At 73.7% G+C, this 21,537-nt stretch carries 20 protein-coding genes; 10 read left to right on the forward strand and 10 right to left on the reverse strand.

Going from position 1 to position 21,537, the window contains the following annotated elements; genetic code table 11:
• Positions 1-108: 108 nt before the first annotated feature.
• Positions 109-1,179 (forward strand): MerR family transcriptional regulator, encoded by a 1,071-nt coding sequence (locus tag ACTWLT_RS22650; RefSeq protein WP_445320120.1) that lies wholly within the window; start codon positions 109-111, stop codon positions 1,177-1,179.
• Between the two features lie 26 nt (positions 1,180-1,205).
• Here ACTWLT_RS22650 and ACTWLT_RS22655 read toward each other — a convergent pair whose 3' ends face one another.
• The gene (locus tag ACTWLT_RS22655; protein WP_445320121.1) at positions 1,206-1,898 is read right to left on the reverse strand and encodes a lysophospholipid acyltransferase family protein; all 693 of its coding nucleotides are present in this window, start codon (positions 1,896-1,898) and stop codon (positions 1,206-1,208) included.
• 394 nt (positions 1,899-2,292) lie between these two features.
• Between ACTWLT_RS22655 and ACTWLT_RS22660 the strand changes: the two genes are divergently transcribed.
• Both ACTWLT_RS22660 and ACTWLT_RS22665 read left to right on the forward strand, forming a co-directional pair.
• A complete protein-coding gene (locus ACTWLT_RS22660; protein WP_445320122.1) occupies positions 2,293-3,141 on the forward strand; it encodes a DUF308 domain-containing protein in 849 nt (282 codons plus the stop codon).
• 170 nt (positions 3,142-3,311) lie between these two features.
• Positions 3,312-4,793: an alpha,alpha-trehalose-phosphate synthase (UDP-forming) gene (locus ACTWLT_RS22665; protein ID WP_445320123.1), complete on the forward strand. Its 1,482-nt coding sequence runs from the start codon at positions 3,312-3,314 to the stop codon at positions 4,791-4,793.
• 18 nt (positions 4,794-4,811) lie between these two features.
• On the opposite strand, the gene ACTWLT_RS22670 is transcribed toward ACTWLT_RS22665, so the two are convergent.
• The 6 genes from ACTWLT_RS22670 to ACTWLT_RS22695 form a co-directional block, all read right to left on the reverse strand.
• On the reverse strand, positions 4,812-5,624 hold the full coding sequence (locus ACTWLT_RS22670; RefSeq protein ID WP_252419616.1) for an alpha/beta hydrolase: 813 nt from the start codon (positions 5,622-5,624) through the stop codon (positions 4,812-4,814).
• Positions 5,625-5,676: 52 nt separating this feature from the next.
• Positions 5,677-7,083: a flavin-containing monooxygenase gene (locus ACTWLT_RS22675; protein WP_445320124.1), complete on the reverse strand. Its 1,407-nt coding sequence runs from the start codon at positions 7,081-7,083 to the stop codon at positions 5,677-5,679.
• 114 nt (positions 7,084-7,197) lie between these two features.
• Positions 7,198-7,902, reverse strand: coding sequence for an endonuclease/exonuclease/phosphatase family protein (locus ACTWLT_RS22680; RefSeq protein WP_445320125.1), 705 nt, complete (start codon positions 7,900-7,902; stop codon positions 7,198-7,200).
• An 11-nt stretch (positions 7,903-7,913) separates the two neighbouring features.
• On the reverse strand, positions 7,914-8,861 hold the full coding sequence (locus ACTWLT_RS22685) for an ROK family glucokinase (RefSeq protein ID WP_445320126.1): 948 nt from the start codon (positions 8,859-8,861) through the stop codon (positions 7,914-7,916).
• Between the two features lie 78 nt (positions 8,862-8,939).
• Positions 8,940-9,632 (reverse strand): hypothetical protein, encoded by a 693-nt coding sequence (locus ACTWLT_RS22690; RefSeq protein WP_445320127.1) that lies wholly within the window; start codon positions 9,630-9,632, stop codon positions 8,940-8,942.
• 31 nt (positions 9,633-9,663) lie between these two features.
• A complete protein-coding gene (locus tag ACTWLT_RS22695; protein ID WP_445320128.1) occupies positions 9,664-10,119 on the reverse strand; it encodes an SRPBCC family protein in 456 nt (151 codons plus the stop codon).
• A gap of 176 nt (positions 10,120-10,295) precedes the next feature.
• Here ACTWLT_RS22695 and ACTWLT_RS22700 point away from each other — a divergent pair, with 176 nt between their 5' ends.
• From ACTWLT_RS22700 to ACTWLT_RS22730, 7 genes are all read left to right on the forward strand, one after another.
• Positions 10,296-12,110 (forward strand): AMP-dependent synthetase/ligase, encoded by a 1,815-nt coding sequence (locus ACTWLT_RS22700; RefSeq protein ID WP_445320129.1) that lies wholly within the window; start codon positions 10,296-10,298, stop codon positions 12,108-12,110.
• 14 nt (positions 12,111-12,124) lie between these two features.
• Complete coding sequence (locus ACTWLT_RS22705; RefSeq protein ID WP_445320130.1) at positions 12,125-13,816, forward strand: sensor histidine kinase; 1,692 nt, start codon at positions 12,125-12,127, stop codon at positions 13,814-13,816.
• Between the two features lie 7 nt (positions 13,817-13,823).
• Positions 13,824-14,492 (forward strand): response regulator transcription factor, encoded by a 669-nt coding sequence (locus ACTWLT_RS22710; protein ID WP_007072219.1) that lies wholly within the window; start codon positions 13,824-13,826, stop codon positions 14,490-14,492.
• Between the two features lie 188 nt (positions 14,493-14,680).
• Entirely contained in the window at positions 14,681-15,490 is an 810-nt protein-coding gene (locus ACTWLT_RS22715) for an SAM-dependent methyltransferase (protein WP_445320131.1), read from the forward strand.
• A gap of 79 nt (positions 15,491-15,569) precedes the next feature.
• On the forward strand, positions 15,570-17,228 hold the full coding sequence (locus ACTWLT_RS22720; protein ID WP_445320174.1) for a putative bifunctional diguanylate cyclase/phosphodiesterase: 1,659 nt from the start codon (positions 15,570-15,572) through the stop codon (positions 17,226-17,228).
• A gap of 117 nt (positions 17,229-17,345) precedes the next feature.
• The gene (locus ACTWLT_RS22725) at positions 17,346-17,987 is read left to right on the forward strand and encodes a TetR/AcrR family transcriptional regulator (RefSeq protein ID WP_445320132.1); all 642 of its coding nucleotides are present in this window, start codon (positions 17,346-17,348) and stop codon (positions 17,985-17,987) included.
• The gene (locus ACTWLT_RS22730) at positions 17,957-18,628 is read left to right on the forward strand and encodes a lysophospholipid acyltransferase family protein (protein WP_445320133.1); all 672 of its coding nucleotides are present in this window, start codon (positions 17,957-17,959) and stop codon (positions 18,626-18,628) included. Before ACTWLT_RS22725 ends, ACTWLT_RS22730 begins: the two co-directional genes overlap by 31 nt.
• 12 nt (positions 18,629-18,640) lie before the next feature.
• Here ACTWLT_RS22730 and ACTWLT_RS22735 read toward each other — a convergent pair whose 3' ends face one another.
• From ACTWLT_RS22735 to ACTWLT_RS22745, 3 genes are all read right to left on the reverse strand, one after another.
• Positions 18,641-19,765: a glycosyltransferase family 4 protein gene (locus ACTWLT_RS22735; protein WP_445320134.1), complete on the reverse strand. Its 1,125-nt coding sequence runs from the start codon at positions 19,763-19,765 to the stop codon at positions 18,641-18,643.
• The gene (locus ACTWLT_RS22740; protein WP_445320135.1) at positions 19,762-21,021 is read right to left on the reverse strand and encodes a M48 family metallopeptidase; all 1,260 of its coding nucleotides are present in this window, start codon (positions 21,019-21,021) and stop codon (positions 19,762-19,764) included. The genes ACTWLT_RS22735 and ACTWLT_RS22740 overlap by 4 nt, the downstream gene beginning before the upstream one ends.
• 155 nt (positions 21,022-21,176) lie before the next feature.
• Entirely contained in the window at positions 21,177-21,395 is a 219-nt protein-coding gene (locus tag ACTWLT_RS22745) for a hypothetical protein (protein WP_445320136.1), read from the reverse strand.
• Between the last annotated feature and the right edge of the window lie 142 nt (positions 21,396-21,537).

The following is a 21,537-nucleotide window of genomic DNA, read 5'->3' on the forward strand; positions in this document are numbered from 1 at the left end:
GGGCCGGGCACCGGGACAGGTTCGTCCACGCCCCTTGACCTTTCCCTTTGGGCAAGCTCCAGCCTGGTTCGTACCGGTCGCCGTGACCGGTACGAGGAGGATGTCGACGTGGGGCTGCTGACCATCGGTGCGTTCGCCCGCGCGGCGCGGCTGACGCCGAAGGCGTTGCGCCTGTACGACGAGCTCGGACTGCTGCCGCCGGCCGCGGTCGACCCGGATTCCGGTTACCGGCTCTACGAGCCGGACCAGCTGGACCGGGCCCGGCTGATCGCCCAGCTTCGTCGCATCGGCATGCCGCTGGCGGAGATCCGCGTCGTCTGCGGCCTGGAACCCGCCGCGGCGGCCGAGGCGATCCACGCGTACTGGCAGCGGATCGTGACCGACACGGCGGCCCGCGGACGGCTCACCACCTTCCTCGTCGAGCACCTGTCCGGAAGGGGAACCACCATGTCCGACGCCAATCCCACCCTCGGCATCCGCCACGCCGCAGGCTGTAGCACCGGGACCGGGCGCGACAGCAACGAGGACGCCACCTACGCCAGCGATGTCCTGCTGGCGGTCGCCGACGGCGCACGCGGGCCCGGGGGTGCCGCCGCCAGCAGCGCGGCCATCGACGCCCTCAAGCCGCTGGAGCTGGTCGACGTGCCGGCTGCCGAACTGCTCACCAGGCTGGCCGATGCGGTCACCGAGGCCGATCGGACCGTGTTCAGGGCGGCGACCGACGACCACCAGCCGTTCACCACCCTGACCGCGATGCTGCGCCGCGGCTCCCAACTGGCCCTGGTGCACGTCGGCGACACCCGGGCGTATCTGCTGCGCGGCGGTGAGCTGTTCCAGCTCACCCAGGACCACACCTGGGTGCAGTCACAGGTCGACCAGGGCAAGCTCAGCCGGGACGAGGCCGCGGCGCATCCCCAGCGTGCCCTGCTGGTGCGGGCACTGGGAGCCGGCGGGGACCATGTCGAGGCGGACCTGGCACTGCGCACCGCCCTGGCCGGCGACCGCTACCTGCTGTGCTCCGACGGTCTGTCCGCCGTGGTGGACCGCGCGGCGCTGCGCACGGCCCTGACCAGGGCGGGTGATCCCGAGCAGACCGTGCAGCGGCTGATCTCACTCGCGTACGCCGAGGGGGCACCGGACAACATCGCCTGCGTCGTCGCCGACGTCGTCGCGACCTAGCCGCGACGCCTCCGGTCACCCAGGGGTCAGGCGGCCACCGGCGCGGGGACGCGCTCCTTGAGCTTCTGCGCGTAGATGTCGACGTACTCGCGGCCGGAGAGTTCCATCAGCTCGTACATGATCTCGTCGGTGACGGCACGTTCGACGAACCGGTCGCCGGCCAGCCCGGCATAGCGGGAGAAGTCCAGCGGAGCGCCGAAGCGGATCTTCACGCGGGCGACCTTGGGGATCAGCTTGCCCGGCGGCTGGATCTCGTCGGCGTTGAGCATCACCACGGGCACCACCCGCGCGCCGCTCTCCAGGGCGAGCCGGGCCACACCGGTCTTGCCCCGGTAGAGCCGCCCGTCCGGGGACCGGGTCCCCTCCGGGTAGATGCCGGCCACTCCCCCGGCACGCAGCACCTGCAGCTGGGTGTCCAGTGCGGCGCGGGCCGCCCGGCCGCCGGAGCGGTCCACCGGGATGGTGCCCGTGCCGACGAAGAACATCCTGGTCAGCCAGCCCTTGATCCCCTTGCCGGTGAAGTACTCGGCCTTGGCCACGAAGGTGACCTTTCGGGGGGTGATCAGCGGCGTGAAGATCGAGTCGGAGAAGGAGAGGTGGTTGCTGGCCAGGATCACCGGCCCGCTCGCCGGTATGTGGTGCAGGCCCTCCACCTGTGGCCGGAAGATCAGCTTGAGCAGCGGACCGAGGATGACGTACTTCAACAGCCAGTACAGCACCGGCGTCCTTCCCGTGGCGTGGTGACGACGGCGCCCGCGCCCGCGCTCCGCCGGGCGGGGCCGCCGTCGCGACGAGCCTACGAAGCGCGGAGCCCCACCACAACGGACGCTCGGGCCGGCTTCGGACATCCTCGGGCCGGCTTTCGGAGGCGCTCGGCCCGAGATACCCACGTACCGCCGGGGCGGCGGCCGGCCGGTCCCCTGCCGCGCCCCTCGCAAGAACGGACAAAGAGCCTCCGCCGCGACCAGCGGCAGGGCTCTGACTTTGGAAGACGCGACACAACGCACTCCCGGAACCGGCCCCCGACGTGTCACGATTCAGAGCACGGCGTGCGGACGGACGCCGAGGGGGCAGGGGCGGCCGCGCCGAAGGCGCGTTGAGGAGGATGTCCGGGTGTCAGCGGGTGGGGCCCGCCGGGGACGGCGGGACAACGGGCTCGACGCGAGCGAGTACGCCGTCGTCGGCGACGTCGATCCGCGCGTCGGCGAGCACCTGCTGGACGTGCTGGCCGCCGGCGGGATCGCCGCCTACCTCCAACCCTCCGCCGACCTCAACCCGGTCACCCGCACCACCACCGTCCCGGCCCGGCCGGTCGACCGGCTCTACGTCGACCGCTCGCACCTGACCACCGCGCGGGACTACCTGACCCAGCTCGCCGACGAGACGGCCCCCGAGCAACCGCCGGCCCGCGACGAGCCGGACATCGACGCCGAGTGGGCGCGGATCGTGGCCGGTTTCCACAGCACCTCGACCGTCGGTGAGCACCCGTGGCCGGCCGCGGAGGACGTGGACGACCGGGACGAGCCCGCCACCGGTCCGCTGGGCCGCACCGGCGCCGACGAGGCCGGCCCGACCGCCACCGACGTCCGCCGGCTACCGTCCGCCACCGACATCTCCGGCATCTCCGTCGGGCGTGGCACCCGGCCGGACGAGCCGTCACTGCTGGACGGGCTGGACACCTTCGGCGCCGACCTGCCCGACGACGACGAGGACGAGGACGAGGGTTACCACCCACCGCCACCGCCGCCGCTGCCCAGGGTCTCCAAGTACGCGGTGGTCGGCACGCTCGCGGTGGTCCTCGGGTTCGTGCTGTTCCTGTTCCCGTCGCTGCTCCCGGTGGACCGCTCGGCGGTCACCCTGTTCGGGTTCACCGGCATCCTGGCCGGTTTCGTCACGCTGATCTGGCGGCTGCGCCCCGGCGACGAGGACGACGACGACCCGGACAACGGCGCGGTCGTCTGACGTCGGGGCGTTCCGCCGACCGCATCCCGGGACGACGACGCCCCGCCCGGGGCGTAACAGTGGTGTAACTTACTGTCAGTAGGAATACCGCCGTACGTCACTTCCCTCGCTGACTGACCGGCTTTCCCATCTTCGTGGCGGTCAGTCCTCTGCTGATCGGAATGCCCGAGATGCGACAGAGTTCCCTCGTGGTGGTGGCCAACCGCCTTCCCATCGACGACAGCGTGGCGCCCGACGGGGCCTGCGAATGGCGGCGCAGCCCAGGAGGGCTGGTCAGCGCACTGCACCCCCTGCTGCGGCACACACCGGCGACGTGGGTCGGCTGGGCCGGCGGCACCGGGCCGGCCCCCGCCCTGCCGGACGTGGACGGCGTCCGGATGCACAGCGTCGCGCTCAGCCGCGAGGACCTGCGTGACCACTACGAGGGGTTCGCCAACGCCACCCTCTGGCCGCTCTACCACGACGCCGTCGAGCAGCCGCAGCACCACCGACGCTGGTGGGAGGCGTACCAGCGGGTCAACCAGCGCTTCGCCGAGGCCACCGCCGAGGCGGCCGAGCCGGGCGGTGTGGTCTGGGTGCAGGACTACCACCTGCAACTGGTCCCCGGCCTGCTCCGTGACCTCCGACCGGACCTGCGCATCGGGTTCTTCCTGCACGTGCCGTTCCCACCACCGGAGCTGTTCATGCAGTTGCCCCGCCGGGCCGAACTGCTGCGCGGCATGCTCGGCGCCGACCTGGTGGGCTTCCAGCGCGCCCAGGCGGCGCACAACTTCGCCCAACTGGTGACCCGGGTGCTGGAGCTGCCGGCCACCGACCGGCGGATCGGCATCGACGACCGGGTGGTGCGCATCGGCGCGTTCCCCGTCTCCATCGACACCGCCGAGATGGCCGCGCTCGCCGCCCGCCCCGACGTGGCGGCCCGTGCCCGCCGGCTGCGGCAGGACCTCGGCGACCCCCGGCAGGTCATCCTCAGCGTCGACCGGATGGACTACACCAAGGGCATCGAGCAGCGGCTCAAGGCGTACAGCGAGCTGCTCGCCAACGGCGACGTCAAGGTCCGCGACACGGTGCTGGTGCAGGTGGCCATGCCGAGCCGGGAGCGCGTCGGCCAGTACCAGATCCTGCGGGAACGGATCGAGCGCGAGGTCGGCCGGATCAACGGCGAGTTCGGCCGGGTCGGGGAACCGGCCATCCACTACCTCACCCAGCCCTTCGACCGGGCCGAACTGGCCGCCCTCTACCGGGTCGCCGACGTGATGGCGGTGACCCCGCTGCGCGACGGGATGAACCTCGTCGCCAAGGAGTACGTCGCCGCCCGGGTCGACGACTCCGGCGCACTGCTGCTCAGCGAGTTCGCCGGCACCGCCGCCGAACTGTCCCAGGCGTACCTGGTCAACCCGCACGACCTGGAAGGGCTCAAGCAGGGGTTGCGCACGGCGCTGCGGGCCAGCCCGGCCGACGTCACCGAGCGGATGCGCGCCATGCGCGCCTACCTGCACCAGCACGACATCCGGGCCTGGGCCGGCTCCTACCTCAGCGCGCTCGACGAGACGGGCGCGCTGGTCGGCCGCCTGACCAGCACCGACGACACCGCCCGGGTGCCACACCCGGCGAGCCGGGCCACCCCCGCCACCCACCACGCCGGCGGCTGACCGGCGGGCGCCGGGCGCTCAGCGCGTCGCGGGCTCCTTCTCCAACCAGTCCAGAATCGCGTCGATCGGCTCCGCCCAGCGCGCGTCCAGCATCAGGTCATGCCCCATGCCGGGGAAGAGCAACGGCGCCGACCCGTACCGCCGGGCCACCCCGTTCAACGCCGACGTCGGCACCACCCGGTCATCCGGGCTGCCCAACACGAGCACCGGCGGCGCACCCACGGCGGGCTCGGCGTCCGGCGCGCCCAGCAGCGCCCACTGCGCCCGCCGGCCGGCCCGACCGAGCCGGGCGACGTGCCGCCGGGCCTCCTCGTCGGGCAACTCGCGGCTGAAGAGCTGGCCACGACTGAGCCGCAACGGGCCGCCGAACACGGCCGGCAGCGTGCCGGACGGGTTGCGGCGCAGCGCCGCACCCAGCACTCCCCAGCCGCCGAACACCGGCGCCACCAGCACCGCGCCCCGCGCCGGGTAGCGGGCCAGCGCGTGCGCCACCACCAGCGCCCCGGCGCCGTGCCCCACCAGCACCGCCTGGCGCGGCAGGCCCGCGGCCACCTGGACCACATCGTGGGCGTACGCGCGCAGCGTCGCCTCCGGCGCGGCCTCGCTCGCGCCGTGCCCGCGCAGGCTCATCGCGTACGCCGGGAACCCCCGCGACGCCGCGTGCCCCAGCCAGTGCTCGGCGAACGCCCACGCGCCGTGGCCGAACCCGGGGACGAAGAGCAGCGGCGGCCGCCCCTCCTCCAGCTCAGGAGTGGCGCTGAGCACCTCACGCCGGGCCGGCCGGACCGGCCGGGACCACTCCCGACCCCGCATGATCCGCAGCTCACTCATCGGGTCGACCTCTCGTTCGCGACTGCGGGGCTCGCAAGTTCACTCCTCGCGCTCACTTGCCCTCCAGGTCGTGCAGGGCACGCTCGACGGCGCGGAGGTAGTCGGCGTGACCGACCTCGAACCAGTGCCGGCTGCTGTCCTTGACGTGCGCCGAGTAGCGCTCCCCGGCCCGGTCCCGCACCTTCTGCGCGAACGCCGCGGCACGCTCCGGCCGGTCCCGACGGGCCAACAGCAGCCGGGCGAAGAGCACCGTCTGCCAGTGCGACAGGGTGAACAGCCCGGAGTCCGGTTGGACCAGCCCGGCCACCGCCAGCGTCGGATGCCCCGGCGTGAACGCGTTGAGCCACAACGTGGGCCGGCCCACGCCGGCACTGTCACCGAACACCGACGCGTCGAGGAACTCGAAGCGCGGCAGATAGCCGGTGGCGAAGATGACCAGCTCGGGATCGATCTCACGGCCGTCGGCCAGCTCCACCGCGTACGGGTGGAACCGGGCCACGTCCGGCACCGGGCCGATCGCGCCGTGGCCCACGTAGTAGACGAGCTGGCTGTTCGCGATCGGGTGCGTCTCGTACACCCGGTGGTCGGGCTTGGGCAGGCCGAAACGGGTCAGGTCGCCGACGGTCAGCCGCAGCGTCCAGTGGTAGAGCCACTGGCGCACCCGCAGCGGCACCCGCATCGCCAGCAGGGCGTCGTTGACCTGGTCGGCGGGACGGCCGAGCACGTACTTCGGCGCGTACCAGTAGCCCCGCCGCGTGGAGTGCCAGCAGCGCGAGGCCTGCTGGGCGGCCTCCACGGCGATGTCGCAGCCGGTGTTGCCGGCGCCGACCACCAGCACCCGCTTGCCGCGCAGCTGCGCGGGGTCCTTGTAGGACGAGGCGTGCATGATTTCGCCGCGGAACTGCTCCAACCCTTCGTACCGGGGCAGCTTCGGCGACCAGTTGTGACCGTTGGCGACCACGACGGCGGCGTACTGCGAGGTGCGTTCCGGCCCGTACCCGCCGGTGGAGCGGGTCGTCACGTCCCAGCGGTCGCCCGCGGCCGGCTCGACCCGGATCACCTCGGTGCCGAACCAGATGTGCGAACGCAGGTTGAAGTGGTCGGCGTACCGCTCGAAGTACGACAGCAGCTGGCTGTGGTGCGGGTAGTCCGGCCAGGAGTCCGGCATCGGGAAGTCGGGGAACTGGGTGAACGGCTTCGACGACAGCAGGTGGGTGCTGGCGTACACCGGGCTGCGGTCGTGCCGCCAGTTCCAGGCGCCGCCGATGCCGGTCTCCCGCTCGTAGCAGTCCACGCCGAAGCCGTGCTCGCGCAGGTTCTTGATGGCGGTGAGGCCGCTGGCCCCGGCCCCGATGACGCAGACCGTGTCGCCCCGGTCGGAGACCGGGCGGTCGTCGCGGCCCAGCGCGGACGGGGTCGCCTCCGGGTCGGGCCGGCCATGGTCGGTGGAGGTGGACACCGGGACATCTCCTTTTGTGCGGCACACGTGCCGGTCGCCGCGAAATCCTCTCCACAACGGAGCCGGATGTCCAGCCCCGGCGCGGGCCGGTTCGACGGGTCGGGCCGGTGGGGGTCAGTCGGTGGCGGGCAGCAGCAGGTCGACCAGGACCGGGAAGTGGTCGCTGGCCCGCCGGGTCTGCGGGGTGTCCACCACGTCGTAGTCGACGACGGTGATGCGCGGGTCGACGAAGAGCGCGTCGATGCGGCGGCGCGGGTCGGCGCAGGAGTAGGTGAGCCGGTCCGCCCGGTCGGCCGCCACCGCAGCGTCGGTCAGCCCGTGCGCCACGCTGGCCCAGGCCGGCCCGTCCGGGCCCTCGTTCAGGTCGGCTCCCGCCACCACCGGGCTGCTCGCCTCGTCCAGCCCACGCCGGAACTCGGCGGCCTGCGCGGGACGCTCGGCCGGGTCGGTGGACAGGTGCGAGCCGGCGAGGGTGAACCGGGCGCCGCCGACCCGGCAGTCGGCGTACGCGGCGCCGCGCAGGTGCCGGCCGGGGGTGAGCGGGAAGCGCTGGCAGCGGGTGCCGAGCACCCGCACCCGCAGGCTGGTCAGCAGCAGGTTGCCCAGCGCGGGCAGCCCACCGGCGGCCACCACCAGGCCGAACGACTCGGCCAGCGAGGCGGACTTCTGCCGCCACCGGAACCGGCGGGGTCCCTCCTGCACGATCACCACGTCCGGCGACACGGCCCGGACCACCGCCGCCAGCGCGGCGGTGTCGTCGCGCTGGCTGTGGATGTTGTACGAGACGACGCGCAGCGGTACGCCGGCAGCCTGGTCCATCCCCGCCGGCCTCAGATCCGTCGGGCCAGGTCGGCGGCGCCGATCACGCCGGCGCTGTTGCCCAGCTCCGCCGGGAGCACCTCGGCCACCGGCAGCCGTCCCCGCTGGGAGAGCGCGTCGAGGTACGAGCGGCGGGTCGGGCCGAGCAGCAGGTCACCGGCGTCGATCACACCGCCGCCGACCACCAGGGTCTGCGGGTCGAGGATCTGCGCCATGTCGGCGAGGCTCGTGCCCAGCCAGCGGCCGATCTGCGCGAACGCCTCGGCGGAGACGGGATCGCCGCCCTGCGCGGCGGTGGTCACCATCGGGCCGGTGATCGCCTCGGCCTCCCCGCCGGCCAGCTCCAGCAGCGCGGTGGCCCGGTGCGGCTCCTGCCGGGCACCGGCCCGGGCGAAGCGGACCAGGGCGCTGCCGCTGGCGTACTGCTCGATGCAGCCCAGCCGCCCGCAGCCGCACTGGTGCCCGTCCGGCACGGCCAGCATGTGGCCCAGCTCCGCGGCGACGCCGTGCGCGCCGCGCATCAGCTCGCCGCCGAGGACGATGCCGCCACCGACGCCGGTGCCGATGGTGAACATGATCATCGAGTCGTCGGCGGCCCGGGCGGCACCGTAGCGGAACTCGGCCCAGGCGGCCACATTGGCGTCGTTCTCCACGATCACCGGCAGGCCGACGGCCGTGCCGACGTACTCGCGCAGCGGTTCGTCGCGCCAGGCGAGGTTGGGGGCGAAGAGCACCGTCGAGCGGGTGGCGTCGATCCAGCCGGCCGCGCCGATACCGACCGCCTCGATCGTCCGCCCAGCAGCCAGCTCGCCGACCACCTCGATGATGACGTCACGGGTCTTGCCGACGTCATCGGCGGGGGTGTCCCGTCGGATCTGCACGAGGACCCTGCCGGTGTCGTCCACGACACCGCCGGCCACCTTCGTGCCACCGACGTCGACTCCGATGGTCAGCGTCACCGCTGCCGCTCCCCTCTGCTGTGCTGTCCGGCCCGCGCGCCGGCGGCACGCCGGTCCGGGTCGTGGATGCTTCCGCGCTCAGGCGCCGTCGCCCGGCGCGTACGCGCCGGTGTCGTCGGGCACCCGCGAGGCGGGCACCGCGCTGTGGTTGGTCGCTGCCGGTGCGGACACCGGCCCGGCCTCGTCGACGGGTGGTGCGGCGGCCGGGACGGGTGGGTCCGCCGTCCGGGTGGCGACCGACCAGACGTCCCGCTCCGGCGCCGGCTGAGAATCATGCCCGGTGCGGGTGGCATCGCGCCACACGTGATCGTCGCCGGCTTCGGTGGAAGCGCCGGCCGGGGTGGGATCCGGGACCGCTGTACCGGCGGCCGGGGCGGGCGCGGGCCGGGTCGGGTCGGCGGGCGTGTCGGGGTCGGCGGCGGGCGGCTCGGCCGGGGCGAACGCGCGGAGCAGGCTGGCGACGCCCGCCGCGAGGTCCCCGGCGCCGGTGGCGAGCCGTTCGGCGAATTCGGGACTGGGGTCACGCAACGCGGCGATGCCACGGCAGACCGGGCAGATGCAGCATTCGGGCGTACCGGTGGCGAAACCACCACCGGGGCCGGGCCGACCGCCCGGGGTGACACTGTGACCGAGGACACCGGCCACCATCCCGCCCAGCGGGCCCCACGCCCCGGCCGCCGACCCGGCGGAGGCCATGCGGGCTCCCGCGAGCAGGGTGGCGACCAGCCGCTCCGCCTCTTCCCGGGCCGAACCCGGATCCGTTCCGCCCATGGTCGGCTCCTCTACCGTGCCGCGGGACGCGTCACTGCGCCGCACCGGCTGCTTCTACCCGGCGCTTGAGCTGCTTCAACGCGGTGTCCATGATCATCTTCTCGGCTTTGCGCCGAAACATGCCGAGCATTCCCACGGACAGCTCGACCTCCAGGGTGTACGTCACCGTGGTGCCACCGTCCGCGTTACCCACCAGGTCGTACGAACCGCGCTGGCTCTTCTGCATCTTCGAGGGCGCGACCAGGTGCCACTCGATCCGGGACAGGTCCTCGGCGTACTCGTAGGCGAGCACGTACTCGTCGGCCATCACCCCGGCGTCGATGGTGAAGCGCACCTGGCTGGCGTAGCCGTCCTCGTACTCCTCGATGACCTCCGCGTGGCGCACCGCCTCGGTCCACTCGGGGTAGCGGGCGAAGTCGCAGATGACCGCCGTCACCCGGTCCGGTGCGGCGCCGATGATGATCGACTGGGTGGAGGTGTCCGCCATGGGGGGAGGCTACCCGGCGGGCACCGGCCACGGGCCGCGCCGCCCCCGCCACGCGCCGCAACGCCCCCACCGGGCAGCCTGCCTACTACACCCGACCTGGTGGCCGGGTAAGTTTCGACACAGCCGACACCCCACGGTGGCGGCCGTCCGGCCAGTGCGAGCACGAGGGAGTGCAGGTGCGCGAGTTCTCCGTTCCGCCGATCGTCACCGTCGGCGACGCCGCCAACCTCACCGACCCGGTCTGGAAGAACGCCGAGGTCGCGCCGGACGCCGTGCAGTTCGCCCGCTCCACCCCCACCGCCGACGGCACCGGCGCCGTCTGGGTCGACGTGACCTGCCTGCAGTTCCGCGACGAGGTGGCGGCAGTGGCCCGCGGCCTGATCGCCGCCGGCATCCAGCCGGGCGAGCGGGTCGCGCTGATGAGCCGGACCCGCTACGAGTGGACGCTGCTGGACTACGCGATCTGGGCGGCCGGCGCCGTCACCGTGCCGATCTACGAAACCTCCAGCGCCGAGCAGGCCGCCTGGATCCTCTCCGACTCCGGCGCGGTCGCCGTCGTGGTGGAGACCGCCGACCACGCCGCTCTCGTGGCCGGCGTCCGGGACCGGCTGCCCGAACTCAACCAGGTCTGGCAGATCGACCTCGGCGGGGTCGACGAGCTGGTCACCGCCGGTGCCGCCGTCGAGCTGACCGCGGTCGAGCAGCGACGCAGTGCGGTCCGCTCCGCCGACCTGGCCACCATCATCTACACCAGCGGCACCACCGGCCGGCCCAAGGGCTGCATGCTGACGCACCGCAACATGTACGCCGACATCGCCAACGCGGTGCCGGTGCTGCCGAACCTGTTCAACGCCGGCGCGGCCACCCTGCTCTTCCTGCCGCTGGCGCACGCCTTCGCCCGGCTCATCCAGATCGGCGTGGTGCAGGCGCGGGCCACGATGGCGCACTGTGCGGACACCAAGAACCTGGTCGCCGAGCTGCAGGAGTTCAAGCCGACCTTCGTGCTCTCCGTGCCCCGGGTGTTCGAGAAGGTCTACAACGCGGCGAAGCAGAAGGCCGAGGCCGACGGCAAGGGCGGCATCTTCGCCCGCGCCGAGCACGTCGCCATCGCGTACAGCGAGGCGCTGGAGACCTCGCGAGGGCCCGGCCTGGCGCTGCGCGCGCAGCACGCGGTCTTCGACCGGCTGGTCTACCGCAAGCTGCGCGCCGCGCTGGGCGGCCGGTGCCGGGACGCCATCTCCGGCGGCGCGCCGCTCGGCGCCCGGCTGGGTCACTTCTTCCGCGGTATCGGGGTGACGATCCTGGAGGGCTACGGCCTGACCGAGACCTCCCCCGCCGCCGCGGCGAACCTGCCCACCGCCACCCGGATCGGCACCGTCGGCCGCCCGCTGCCCGGTGTGACCGTGCGGATCGACGACGACGGCGAGATCCTGATCGCCGGCGATCTCGTCTTCCAGGGCTACTGGCACAACGAGGCGGCGACCGCCGAGACGATCAGGCCGGACGGCTGGCTCTGCACCGGCGACCTGGGCCAGCTCGACAACGACGGCTATCTCAGCATCACCGGCCGCAAGAAGGAGCTGATCGTCACCGCCGGCGGCAAGAACGTCGCCCCGGCCGTGCTGGAGGACCTGGTCCGGGCGCATCCGCTGATCAGCCAGTGCGTCGTCGTCGGCGACCGGCAGCCGTTCATCGCGGCGCTGGTCACCGTCGACGAGGAGGCGCTGCCCAAGTGGCTGGAGAACGCCGACCTGCCCCCGGACACCCGGGTCGAGGAGCTGCGCGAGCACGAGGGCCTGCGCAAGGAGATCCAGTCCGCGATCGACACGGCCAACCAGGCCGTCTCCAAGGCCGAGGCGATCAAGGTGTTCAAGGTCCTGCCCCGCGACTTCACCGAGGACACCGGCGAGCTGACCCCGTCGCTCAAGGTCAAGCGCCAGGTCGTCCACAAGACGTACGCGGCGGAGATCGCCGATATCTACCGGGGCTGACTACCATCCGTCACGTGCCCGCATCCACATCCGCCGCACCGCACCCGCATCCCCTCGCCGCGGCAGCCCGCCTGGTGATGCTGGCGCTGGTGGCCGTCCTGACCCTGTTCGCCACCCACGACGTCAGCCAGCTCTGGTGGATCGCGCTCCTGGCGGTCGCCGGGCTGCCCGCGCTGCTCGCCCCCCAGCACCGGTTGATCGGCCCGCTGAGCCGGGTCGCCGAGGTGCTCGTGCTGGGGCTGGCCGCGAGCCAGGTGGCCGCCGTGGCGTCGATCGGCGGCACGGTCGACGGGCTCGGCGCCTCGGCGGTGCTGCCGTACCTGGCCGTGCCGGTGACCGTCACCGCCCTGCGCCGCCGGTTCCGAGAGGGCGCCGCCCTGCTCGCGGTCACCGCCGGCACCCTGCTGGTCAGCGGCGCGTTGACCGAGGTCGGCGACGGGCGTCAGCTCGGCCAGCCGGGCTACCTGGCGGTCTGCGCGCAGTGGCTGATCCTGGCCGCGTTGGGGCTCTACGCCGCCGGCACGCTGCACCGGGTGATGGCGGTACGCGGTGAGGGCAAGCCCCAGCCGTACGCGGAGGCGACCCGCCTGCTGACCCAGCTGCGCACGGTGGCCCGCCAACTTCCCGGGGCGACCCTGGACCCGGGTGGCATCTCCGAGCACCTGCTGGAGGAGCTGCGCACCGTGGCCCGGGCGGACCGGGGCGCGGTGCTGTCGGCCAGCGGCGGCGGCCGGCTCGTGGTGCTCGCCCAGGCCGGCGTGGACCGGGTGGACTGGGAGACGACGCTCGACGCCGACTCGGCCATCGCCGACGCGTGGGCCAGCCAGCAGGCACAGACCGCCACCCGCTCGCAGTCCCGCTCGCACCGGGGTGGCGACGTCTCCGCGCTGATCGTCCCGCTGGCCGCCGGCGTGCGCACGGTGGGGCTGGTGGTGCTGGAGGCGGACGTCGCACAGGCGTACCCGCCGCCGGTGGTGTCCCGGGTGACCGCGCTGACCCGTCCGGCCGCGCTGCGGCTGGAGGCGGCGCTGCTCTTCGACGAGGTCCGCTCGCTGGCCACGAACGAGGAGCGGCAGCGGCTGGCCCGGGAGATCCACGACGGGGTGGCACAGGAGCTGGTGATGGTCGGCTACGGCATCGACAACGCCCTGGCCACCGTCTTCGACGACGCCGACGAGACCGCCGAGGCACTGCGTACGCTGCGCGGCGAGGTGACCCGGGTGATCACCGAGCTGCGGCTGAGCCTGTTCGAGCTGCGCAGCGAGGTCGACCGGCAGGGCGGGCTGGCCGCGGCGATCGCCGAGTACGCGCGCACCGTGGGCGCGTCCGGCGGGCTGCGGGTGCACCTGTCGCTGGACGAGTCCACCGCGCGGCTCCCGGCGGCCACCGAGGCCGAGTTGCTGCGCATCGCGCAGGAGGCGGTGACCAACGCGCGCAAGCACGCCGGAGCGTCGAATCTGTGGGTCACGTGCGAGGTGGACCCCCCGTACGCGCAGATTGAAGTGTCGGATGACGGTCAGGGCATGGCTGACCAGCGCCCCGACGGGCGGTACGGTCTTGCGATCATGGCCGAGAGGGCGGAACGTATCCGGGGCCGGTTGGAGATCAGGCCGCGGCAACCGAGCGGCACGACCGTGGCGGTCGTCCTCGGCTCCTCGTCCCGGCGCGATAACGTGCGCGGTAGCGCAGCACCAGAAGGGGAGTAACCCGAGGATGACCACAAGTCCGACACCGGCCACTCGCACCAAGGTCCTCCTTGTCGACGATCATGACCTGATTCGCAAGGGCCTGCGACACGCCTTCGAGCGGGATCGCCAGTTCGAGGTCGTCGGTGAGGCCGCCACGGCGGCGGAGGGGGTCCGTCAGGCGGGCGCTCTCCAGCCGGACGTGGTGATCATGGATCTGCGGCTGCCCGACGGCAGCGGCCTGGAGGCCACCCGCGCGCTGCGCAAGTCCAGCGCGTCGATGGGCATCGTGGTGCTGACCATGTACGCGGGCGACGACCAGCTCTTCGGCGCTCTGGAGGCCGGCGCGAGCGCGTTCGTGCCGAAGACCGCCCCGGCCGACGAGGTGGTGGCCGCCGCCCGGCACGCCGCCTCCTCGCCCAGCGCGTTCACGGCGGCCGACCTGGCCGAGGCGATGAAGCGCCGGCTCGCCCCGTCCGGTCCGCAGCTCTCCCCCCGCGAGGGTCAGGTGCTGCGACTGCTCGCCGACGGGATGAGCGTGGCGGGCATCGCCAAGCAGTTGTTCGTCAGCGAGTCCACGGCCAAGACGCACATCTCCAAGCTCTACGAGAAGCTCGGTGCGGCCAACCGGGCGCAGGCGCTGATGACCGCGCTGCGGCTCGGCCTGCTCGAGGCGCCGGACGCCCCGAAGTTCTGACCTGCGCCCGCTGGCCGAGCGGGACAGCGCGACCGACGGTCCGCGCCAGCCTCCGGGCGGGCGCGGACCGTCGCGTATCGACCGAGGTCGGCGGCGAGGTGGGCGGCAGGCTATGGTCTGGCGGGCACGGCGGGGGCACAATACCCGCGCGGGCGACGGTGCCCGCGTCGCGGACTAGGGGTGAGCGCATGCAGCGGCCGGACTGGGCACCCGAGACGATCGACATCGAGCGCCCGAGCGTCGCCCGGATGTACGACTACTACCTCGGCGGGTCGCACAACTTCGCCGCCGACCGGGCTGCGGCCCAGGCGATGGTGGCCGCGGTGCCGGAGGCGCCACTGATGGCCCAGGCCAACCGGGCGTTCCTGCGTCGGGCGGTGCACCACCTCGCCGAGGCCGGGATCCGGCAGTTCCTGGACATCGGCTCGGGGATCCCGACCGTCGGCAACGTGCACGAGATCGCCCAGCGGATCGACCCGGAGTCGCGGGTGGTCTATGTGGACGTCGACCCGGTGGCGGTCGCGCACAGCCGCGAGATCCTGGCTGGCAACGAGCGCGCCGTGGTGGTGCAGGAGGACCTGCGGCACCCGGAGAAGATCCTGGCCGACCCGACCGTGCGCGGCCTGCTCGATTTCGACCAGCCGGTGGCCGTGATGGTCGTGGCCGTGCTGCACTTCGTCTCCGATGAGGACCGACCGGCGGAGCTGCTGCGGACCCTGCGCGACGCGCTGGCCCCCGGCAGCTACCTGGTGCTGTCGCAGGCCAGTGACGACGGGCGCAGCCGGGACGAGCGGGCCGAGGCGGAACGGGTCTACCGGCGTACCGACAACCCGCTGTGGGTCCGCAGCCGGGCCGAGCTGACCGCGCTCTTCGACGGGTTCGAGCTGGTCGACCCGGGTGTGGTCTGGGTTCCGGAGTGGCGACCCGACACCCCGGAGAGCGCGGAGGACGCCGAGCGCGCGGTCTTCATGGGCGGCGTCGGGCGGCTCGGTGGCTGAGTCGCCCGGTGCGACCTCCTGCCCGGGCACGTTCGCCCGGGCGTGGGCCAAGGCGGTCTCCGGGACCAGCTACCTGCCGATGACCCAGGCGCAGCTCGAAAGCCTGCTGCACCGGCTCACCGGGCAACTGGCCGGTGCGCTGCTCGCCGAGCCGTTCGACCTGCGCGCCGGGCACCGCGTCGGCGCCGAGATGGTCGCGGCGCACATCGCGTCCGCGGAAGGGCTGGGCCGTACCGTCGAGGTCATCCAGCTCCGGCTGGTGCGCGACCTGGGCCTGGTGGCCGAGGACGTCGAGGACCGGATGGCGCGGTTGCTGGCCGCCGTGGCGACCGGCTACGCCCGCGCGTTACGCGACCGGACGCTCGACGAGCAGGAGTCGATCCGCCGGGCCGCCATGATGGCCCGGACGCACGCCGAGCGTGCGCTGCGGGCCAGCGAGGCCCGGTTCCGCCACCAGGCCACCCACGACCCGCTCACCGGCCTGCCCAACCGGACGCTGTTCACCGAGCGGCTCACCGCCGCGCTGAACGAGCCGGGCCGGGGCGCGCGGCGGATCGGGGTGTGCTTCCTCGACCTGGACCGGTTCAAGGTCGTCAACGACACCCTGGGGCACCAGATCGGTGACCGGCTGCTGACCACGGTGGCCGAGCGGCTGTGCGAGGCCCTCGGTGAGCACCTGGTCGCCCGGCTGGGCGGGGACGAGTTCGTCATCCTGGTGGAGAGCACCGGTGGCACCGACGACATGGTGAAGGTGGCCGAGGCCGCGCTGGAGGCGGTGCGGACACCGGCGCTGGTCGACGGGCACGAGCTTCAGGTCTCGGCGAGCCTGGGCATCGTCGAGCGGCGGGTGGCCGGTGCCAACCCCGGTGACCTGATGCGGGCCGCCGACAGCACCCTGCACTGGGCGAAGTCGGCCGGCGGGGCGCGTTGGGCGCTCTACGACGCCGAGCGCAACCGGCGCGAGCTGGCCCGGTACGCGCTCTCCGCGGCCATCCCGGCGGCGTTGGAGCGGGGCGAGTTCTACCTCGACTACCAGCCGCTGACGTCACTGCGCGACGGGCGGCTGATCGGCGTGGAGGCTCTGGTCCGCTGGCGGCACCCGGAGCTGGGGGTGCTGCGGCCGGACAGCTTCATCGGGCTGGCCGAGGAGACCGGTCTCATCGTGCAACTGGGCGGGTGGGTGCTGGCCGAGGCGTGCCGCGAGGCGAAGGCCTGGTCCGCCGGCGGTGCGGCGGCGCCGTTCGTGAGCGTCAACCTGGCGGTCCGGCAGGTGCACCGGCCGGGGCTGGTGCAGGAGGTCTGCGCCCTGCTGACGCAGACGGGCCTGCCGCCGGAGCGGCTCCAGCTGGAGATCACCGAGAGCACGATGATGAACACCGCCGAGGAGCCGGTGCGTGCCCTGCGGGTGCTGGCCGACCTCGGGGTGCGGATCGCCATCGATGACTTCGGCACCGGTTACAGCAACCTGGCGTACCTGCGGGACCTGCCGGTGACCGAGCTGAAGGTGGCCGGGGAGTTCGTGGCCGGGCTGCAGTCGCCGGCGGTCGGGCGCACCGACGAGCGGATCCTCGCCTCGCTGGTCTCGCTGGCGCACGCCCTGGACCTGACGGTCACCGCCGAGGGTGTGGAGACGGCCGGGCAGGCCGAGCGGCTGCGGGCGATCGGCTGTGACGCCGCCCAGGGCTGGCACTTCGGTCGGCCGGCCCCCGCCGACCGGATCCTAACCCTCATCCGCTGACACCGCGCCGGGGCGCGTCCGCACCCTCGTCTACGCGGGCGACGTGAGGTGCCGGCTGCCGCTTGTCACCGACCTTTGTCCGTAGACAACGTCTACCCCGCCTGGTAGACACTGTCTATGAGCGAGGACGGGGGCGTCCGGGCGCGGCTGGTGGCCGCCGGGGTGGACCTGGTGCTGCGCGAGGGCCAGTCGGCGGTGTCGCTGCGGGAGATCGCCCGCCGGGCCGGCCTCTCCCACGGCGCACCACGCCGCTACTTCCCCACCCACGTCGACCTGCTTTCGGCCATCGCCCGGGAAGGCTTCGCCGACCTCACCGCCCGGGTCGACGAGACGATGCGCCACGCCGGCACCGACCCGCGCGCCCGGCTGACCGCGCTCGGCCGGACGTACCTGGACTTCGCCGCCGCACACCGCGGCATGTTCGAGCTGATGTTCCGGCACGACCTGCTCGCCACCGGCCGGCTCCGGCTGCGCGAGACGAGCCTGCCCCTGTTCGCCGTCCTGACCGACCTGGTGGCCCAACTGCGCCGGCCGACCGACGCGCCCACCCCGGTGCTGGCCGGCGCGCTCTGGGCCAACCTGCACGGCATCGCCCAACTCTGGGCCTGGGGCAGCCTGCCGCTGGCCACCGGCGCCACCGACGACGGCGACCTGCTGCGCGCCGCCCTGGACGCCCACCTCGGCCCCGCCCCCGACCGAACCGTCCACCCGCGTAAAACGGAGGGCCCGTGCCCCTGCTGTACGACCTCACCAGGCTGACCGTCGGCGCGACGCTGCGGCTGGGCTGGCGGCCCCGCGTGGAGGGGCTGGAGCATCTGCCCCGGCACGGCGGCGCGATCCTCGCCGGCAACCACCTCTCGGTCGCCGACGAGCTGTTCCTCGTCTGCGCGGCACCACGGCACGTCACGTTCTGGGCGAAGGTCGAGTACTTCAACGGCCGCGGCCCGGGCGGCTGGCTCAACCGTCGCATCGTCGCCGGCATGGGCGCCATCCCCGTCGAGCGCGCCAACGGCCGGGCCGCGCTCAGCGCCCTCGACGCCGCCGTGCCGGTGCTGCGCTCCGGCGGCCTGGTCGCCATCTACCCGGAGGGCACCCGCTCCCCCGACGGGCGGCTCTACCGGGGCCGGACCGGGATGACCCGGCTGGCCCGCGACGCCGGGGTGCCGATCGTCCCGGTCGGCGCGCTCGGCACCGCCGAGGTGCTGCCGGTCGACGCGCGGTGGCCCCGCCGGCACCCGGTCACCCTGCGGTTCGGCCCGCCGATCCCGGTCGCCGGCCGGATCAACGGTCCACGCGACATCCGGACGGTCACCGACGAGGTGATGGCGGCCATCCAACGGCTCACCGGCCAGGAGTACGTCCCCCGCTACGCACCCAGACGCGCGGAGCCCCGCGGCTGAACGGGCCGGCGGTCAACCCGCGAGCAGAGCCGCCATCCGCTGCGCCTGCGCCTCCCAGCGCCACTCCCGCTCCACCCACGCCCGACCGGCCGCGCCCAACTGGCGGGCCAGATCCCGGTCGGCGAGCAGCCGGGCCACCCGGTCGGCGAGCTGGGCGACGTCCCGGCCGCCTACCACGTAGCCGGTCTCCCCCTCGCGGACCGCGTCCGGTGCGCCGCCGGAGTCGCCGGCCACCACCGGCAGACCGGTCGCGGACGCCTCCAGGTAGACGATGCCGAGCCCTTCCACGTCCAGACCACGGTTGCGGGTGCGGCAGGGCATCGCGTAGACGTCGCCGGCCGCGTAGTGCGCCGGCAACTCGGCCGCCGGCACCGAACCGGTGAAGACCACGTCCCGCTCCACCCCGGCCTGCCGGGCCAGTTTCTCCAGGGTCGCCCGGTACGGGCCGCCGCCCACGATCAGCAGCGCCGCGTCGGGCACCCGGCGACGGATCTCCGGCAGTGCCCGGATCAGCATGTCCTGGCCCTTGCGCGGCACCAGCCGGGACACGCAGACCACCACCGGCCGGTCGGCCAGCCCCAGCCGCGACCGGACGTGCTCGCCGTCGACGGTCGGGTGATAGGTGTCCACGTCCACGCCGGGCGCCAGCCGGCGCAGCTCGGTCAGCCCGTCGAGCACCCGGGCCAGCCGGGTGCGGGTGTACTCGCCCAGGTAGGTGGTGACGTCGACACCTCGACCGATGCGCCGCAGCGCCGGCCGGGCGGCCGGCAGCGCCGCCCAACCGACCTCGTGGCCGTGGGTCTGGGCCACCACCCGGCGCACCCCGGCCCGCCGGCGCAGACCGGCGGCGAGCAGGCCGAGCGGGGCGGCCGCCCCGAACCACACCGTGTCGCAGTCGTACTCGCGGGCCAACCGGGCCGCCCGGCGGGCGATCAGCGGGGTGGGCAGCAGCACCCGGGTGCGTTCCCGGATCACCTCGAACGGTTGGTCGGCGTCGAACTTCGCCGCCCCCCGCCAGCTCGACGCATAGACGACCACCGAGCCGGCCGGCTGGCGCACCGCCAGGTTGTGCACGAAGGACTGGATCCCGCCCGGGCGGGGCGGGAAGTCGTTGGTGATCAGCAGTGTTCGGCTCATCGGCCGGCCTCCCGGGCGTACGCGCGGGCAGCGGCCATCCGCTCCACGGTGGACGGATGCGTGGCCGAGTAGAGGTACTCCCAGCGAGGCGGATCGGGATCGCCGAGGTTGATCGAGCCGAGCCGGCGCTGCATCGACTCGAAGGCCGCCGGGTCGCCGGTCAGCGCCAGCGCGTGCGCGTCAGCCCGCGCCTCGACCCGTCGGGACATCAGCGCCTGCACCGGCGCGGCGAGCAGCCCGGCCACCGTGACCAGGGCGACCAGCAGCGGGAACGCGCGCGGTTGGGCGACCGAGTCGACACCGGCCAGCCGCAGCAGCGGCCCCCACGAGCCGAGCAGGTAGAGCGCCACCACCGCGGCGGCGGCCCCCAGCGCCCCGGTCAACGTGCCGACCGTGACGTCCCGGTCCTTCGCGTGCCCCAGCTCGTGTGCCACCACGGCGGTCACCTCGGCGGGGGTGGCCTCGCGCAGCAGCGTGTCGTAGACCACCACCCGCCGGGTCGGCCCGAGACCGGAGACGTACGCGTTGACGGCCCTGGTCCGGCGGGAGGCGTCGGCGACCAGCACGTCGCGCACCGGAACCCCGTCGCGGGCGGCCATGCTGATCAGCTCGGTGCGCAGCGGCCCCTGCTCCAGCGGGGTGAACCGGTTGAACACCGGCTCCACGAGCACCGGCAGCACGAACGACAGGAGCACCACCAGCAGGGCCGCGCCGGCCGCGCCGAACGCCCACCACCAGCGCGGGGCGAGCCGGATGACCGCGTAGAAGCCGAACAGCGCCACCGCACCGATCACGGCGCTGACCGCGTACGACTTGAGCAGGTCCACCGCCCAGCCGCCCCAGCCGTTGGTGCTCAGCCCGTAGCGGGTGAGGACGCTCTGCCGCCAGGCGGCGAACGGGAGGGTGACCAGGTCGGCGACGAGCACCACGGCCAGCCCGCCGAGCACCGCCTGCGCGGCCCAGTGCCCGCCGAACGGCCGGCCCGCCAGCTCGACCAGGCGGCTGCCCAGCGGGGTCAGCCCGAGCGCGAGGGCGACCAACAGGCCCACGGCGAGCGCCGTGTAGCCGCCGGGGCGCAACGCGGCGCGGAACTCCCGCCCCCGGGCCACCTGGTCGGCGGGCAGGTCACGCAGCGCGGCGAGCTGGTCGGCCCGGGGCGCCGGCGGCCGGTGCCACGGGACGAGCAGCGCGGCCGTCACCAGCAGGGCGAGCGTCAACCCGGCCAGGGTCAGCAGCGCCCAGCCGCGCGGGGTCACCGGCACACCGCCGTACCCGCCGCTGCGCGGGCTTCCTCACCGTTGCCGGCAGGCGCGCCGTCGTCGCGTCGTACCCCGCTCATCTGGCCGCTCCTCCCGCCGTGACCGCCCATCCTATGGCCCGCGAAAAGCCCGCTCCGGGCGCGGTGTTGGGGTCAGGCCACGCGGCGCGGGGCGCGCCGGCGGGCGGCCCCCGGGCGTGCGGGCGCGGACAGCACGTCCACGTCGAAGCCGGCCCGGGCGAACACCTCGATCGCCTGGATCTCGGCGGCGGCCAGCCCGGCCGTCGGGGAATCCTCGTCGAACAGGGCGGCCACCAGGCAGTCGGAACATCCGTCCGCCCGCCTCGCGCACCCGTCGCAGTCGATGAGCATCACGCCTCCTGATCCGTTCGCGATGAACGGCCGGCACAGTGTCGTCGCCGGCCGAGCACCGTCGGTCACATCGACGCTAGCCACCGGGTATGACAGAAACCCGGACAACCGCCCCGAGCGGCCGTTTGAGGGAGAGATCGAC

Source organism: Micromonospora yongxingensis (genome assembly GCF_052601155.1).

Excerpts from the sequence above, each read along its gene's own strand:
- ACTWLT_RS22690 (WP_445320127.1), bottom strand. The coding sequence starts at position 9,632 with ATGGGCGGAACGGATCCGGGTTCGGCCCGGGAAGAGGCGGAGCGGCTG.
- ACTWLT_RS22725 (WP_445320132.1), top strand. The coding sequence starts at position 17,346 with ATGAGCGAGGACGGGGGCGTCCGGGCGCGGCTGGTGGCCGCCGGGGTG.
- ACTWLT_RS22695 (WP_445320128.1), bottom strand. The coding sequence starts at position 10,119 with ATGGCGGACACCTCCACCCAGTCGATCATCATCGGCGCCGCACCGGAC.
- ACTWLT_RS22720 (WP_445320174.1), top strand. The coding sequence starts at position 15,570 with ATGACCCAGGCGCAGCTCGAAAGCCTGCTGCACCGGCTCACCGGGCAA.
- ACTWLT_RS22735 (WP_445320134.1), bottom strand. The coding sequence starts at position 19,765 with ATGAGCCGAACACTGCTGATCACCAACGACTTCCCGCCCCGCCCGGGC.
- ACTWLT_RS22665 (WP_445320123.1), top strand. The coding sequence starts at position 3,312 with ATGCGACAGAGTTCCCTCGTGGTGGTGGCCAACCGCCTTCCCATCGAC.
- ACTWLT_RS22680 (WP_445320125.1), bottom strand. The coding sequence starts at position 7,902 with ATGGACCAGGCTGCCGGCGTACCGCTGCGCGTCGTCTCGTACAACATC.
- ACTWLT_RS22745 (WP_445320136.1), bottom strand. The coding sequence starts at position 21,395 with ATGCTCATCGACTGCGACGGGTGCGCGAGGCGGGCGGACGGATGTTCC.
- ACTWLT_RS22710 (WP_007072219.1), top strand. The coding sequence starts at position 13,824 with ATGACCACAAGTCCGACACCGGCCACTCGCACCAAGGTCCTCCTTGTC.
- ACTWLT_RS22670 (WP_252419616.1), bottom strand. The coding sequence starts at position 5,624 with ATGAGTGAGCTGCGGATCATGCGGGGTCGGGAGTGGTCCCGGCCGGTC.
- ACTWLT_RS22715 (WP_445320131.1), top strand. The coding sequence starts at position 14,681 with ATGCAGCGGCCGGACTGGGCACCCGAGACGATCGACATCGAGCGCCCG.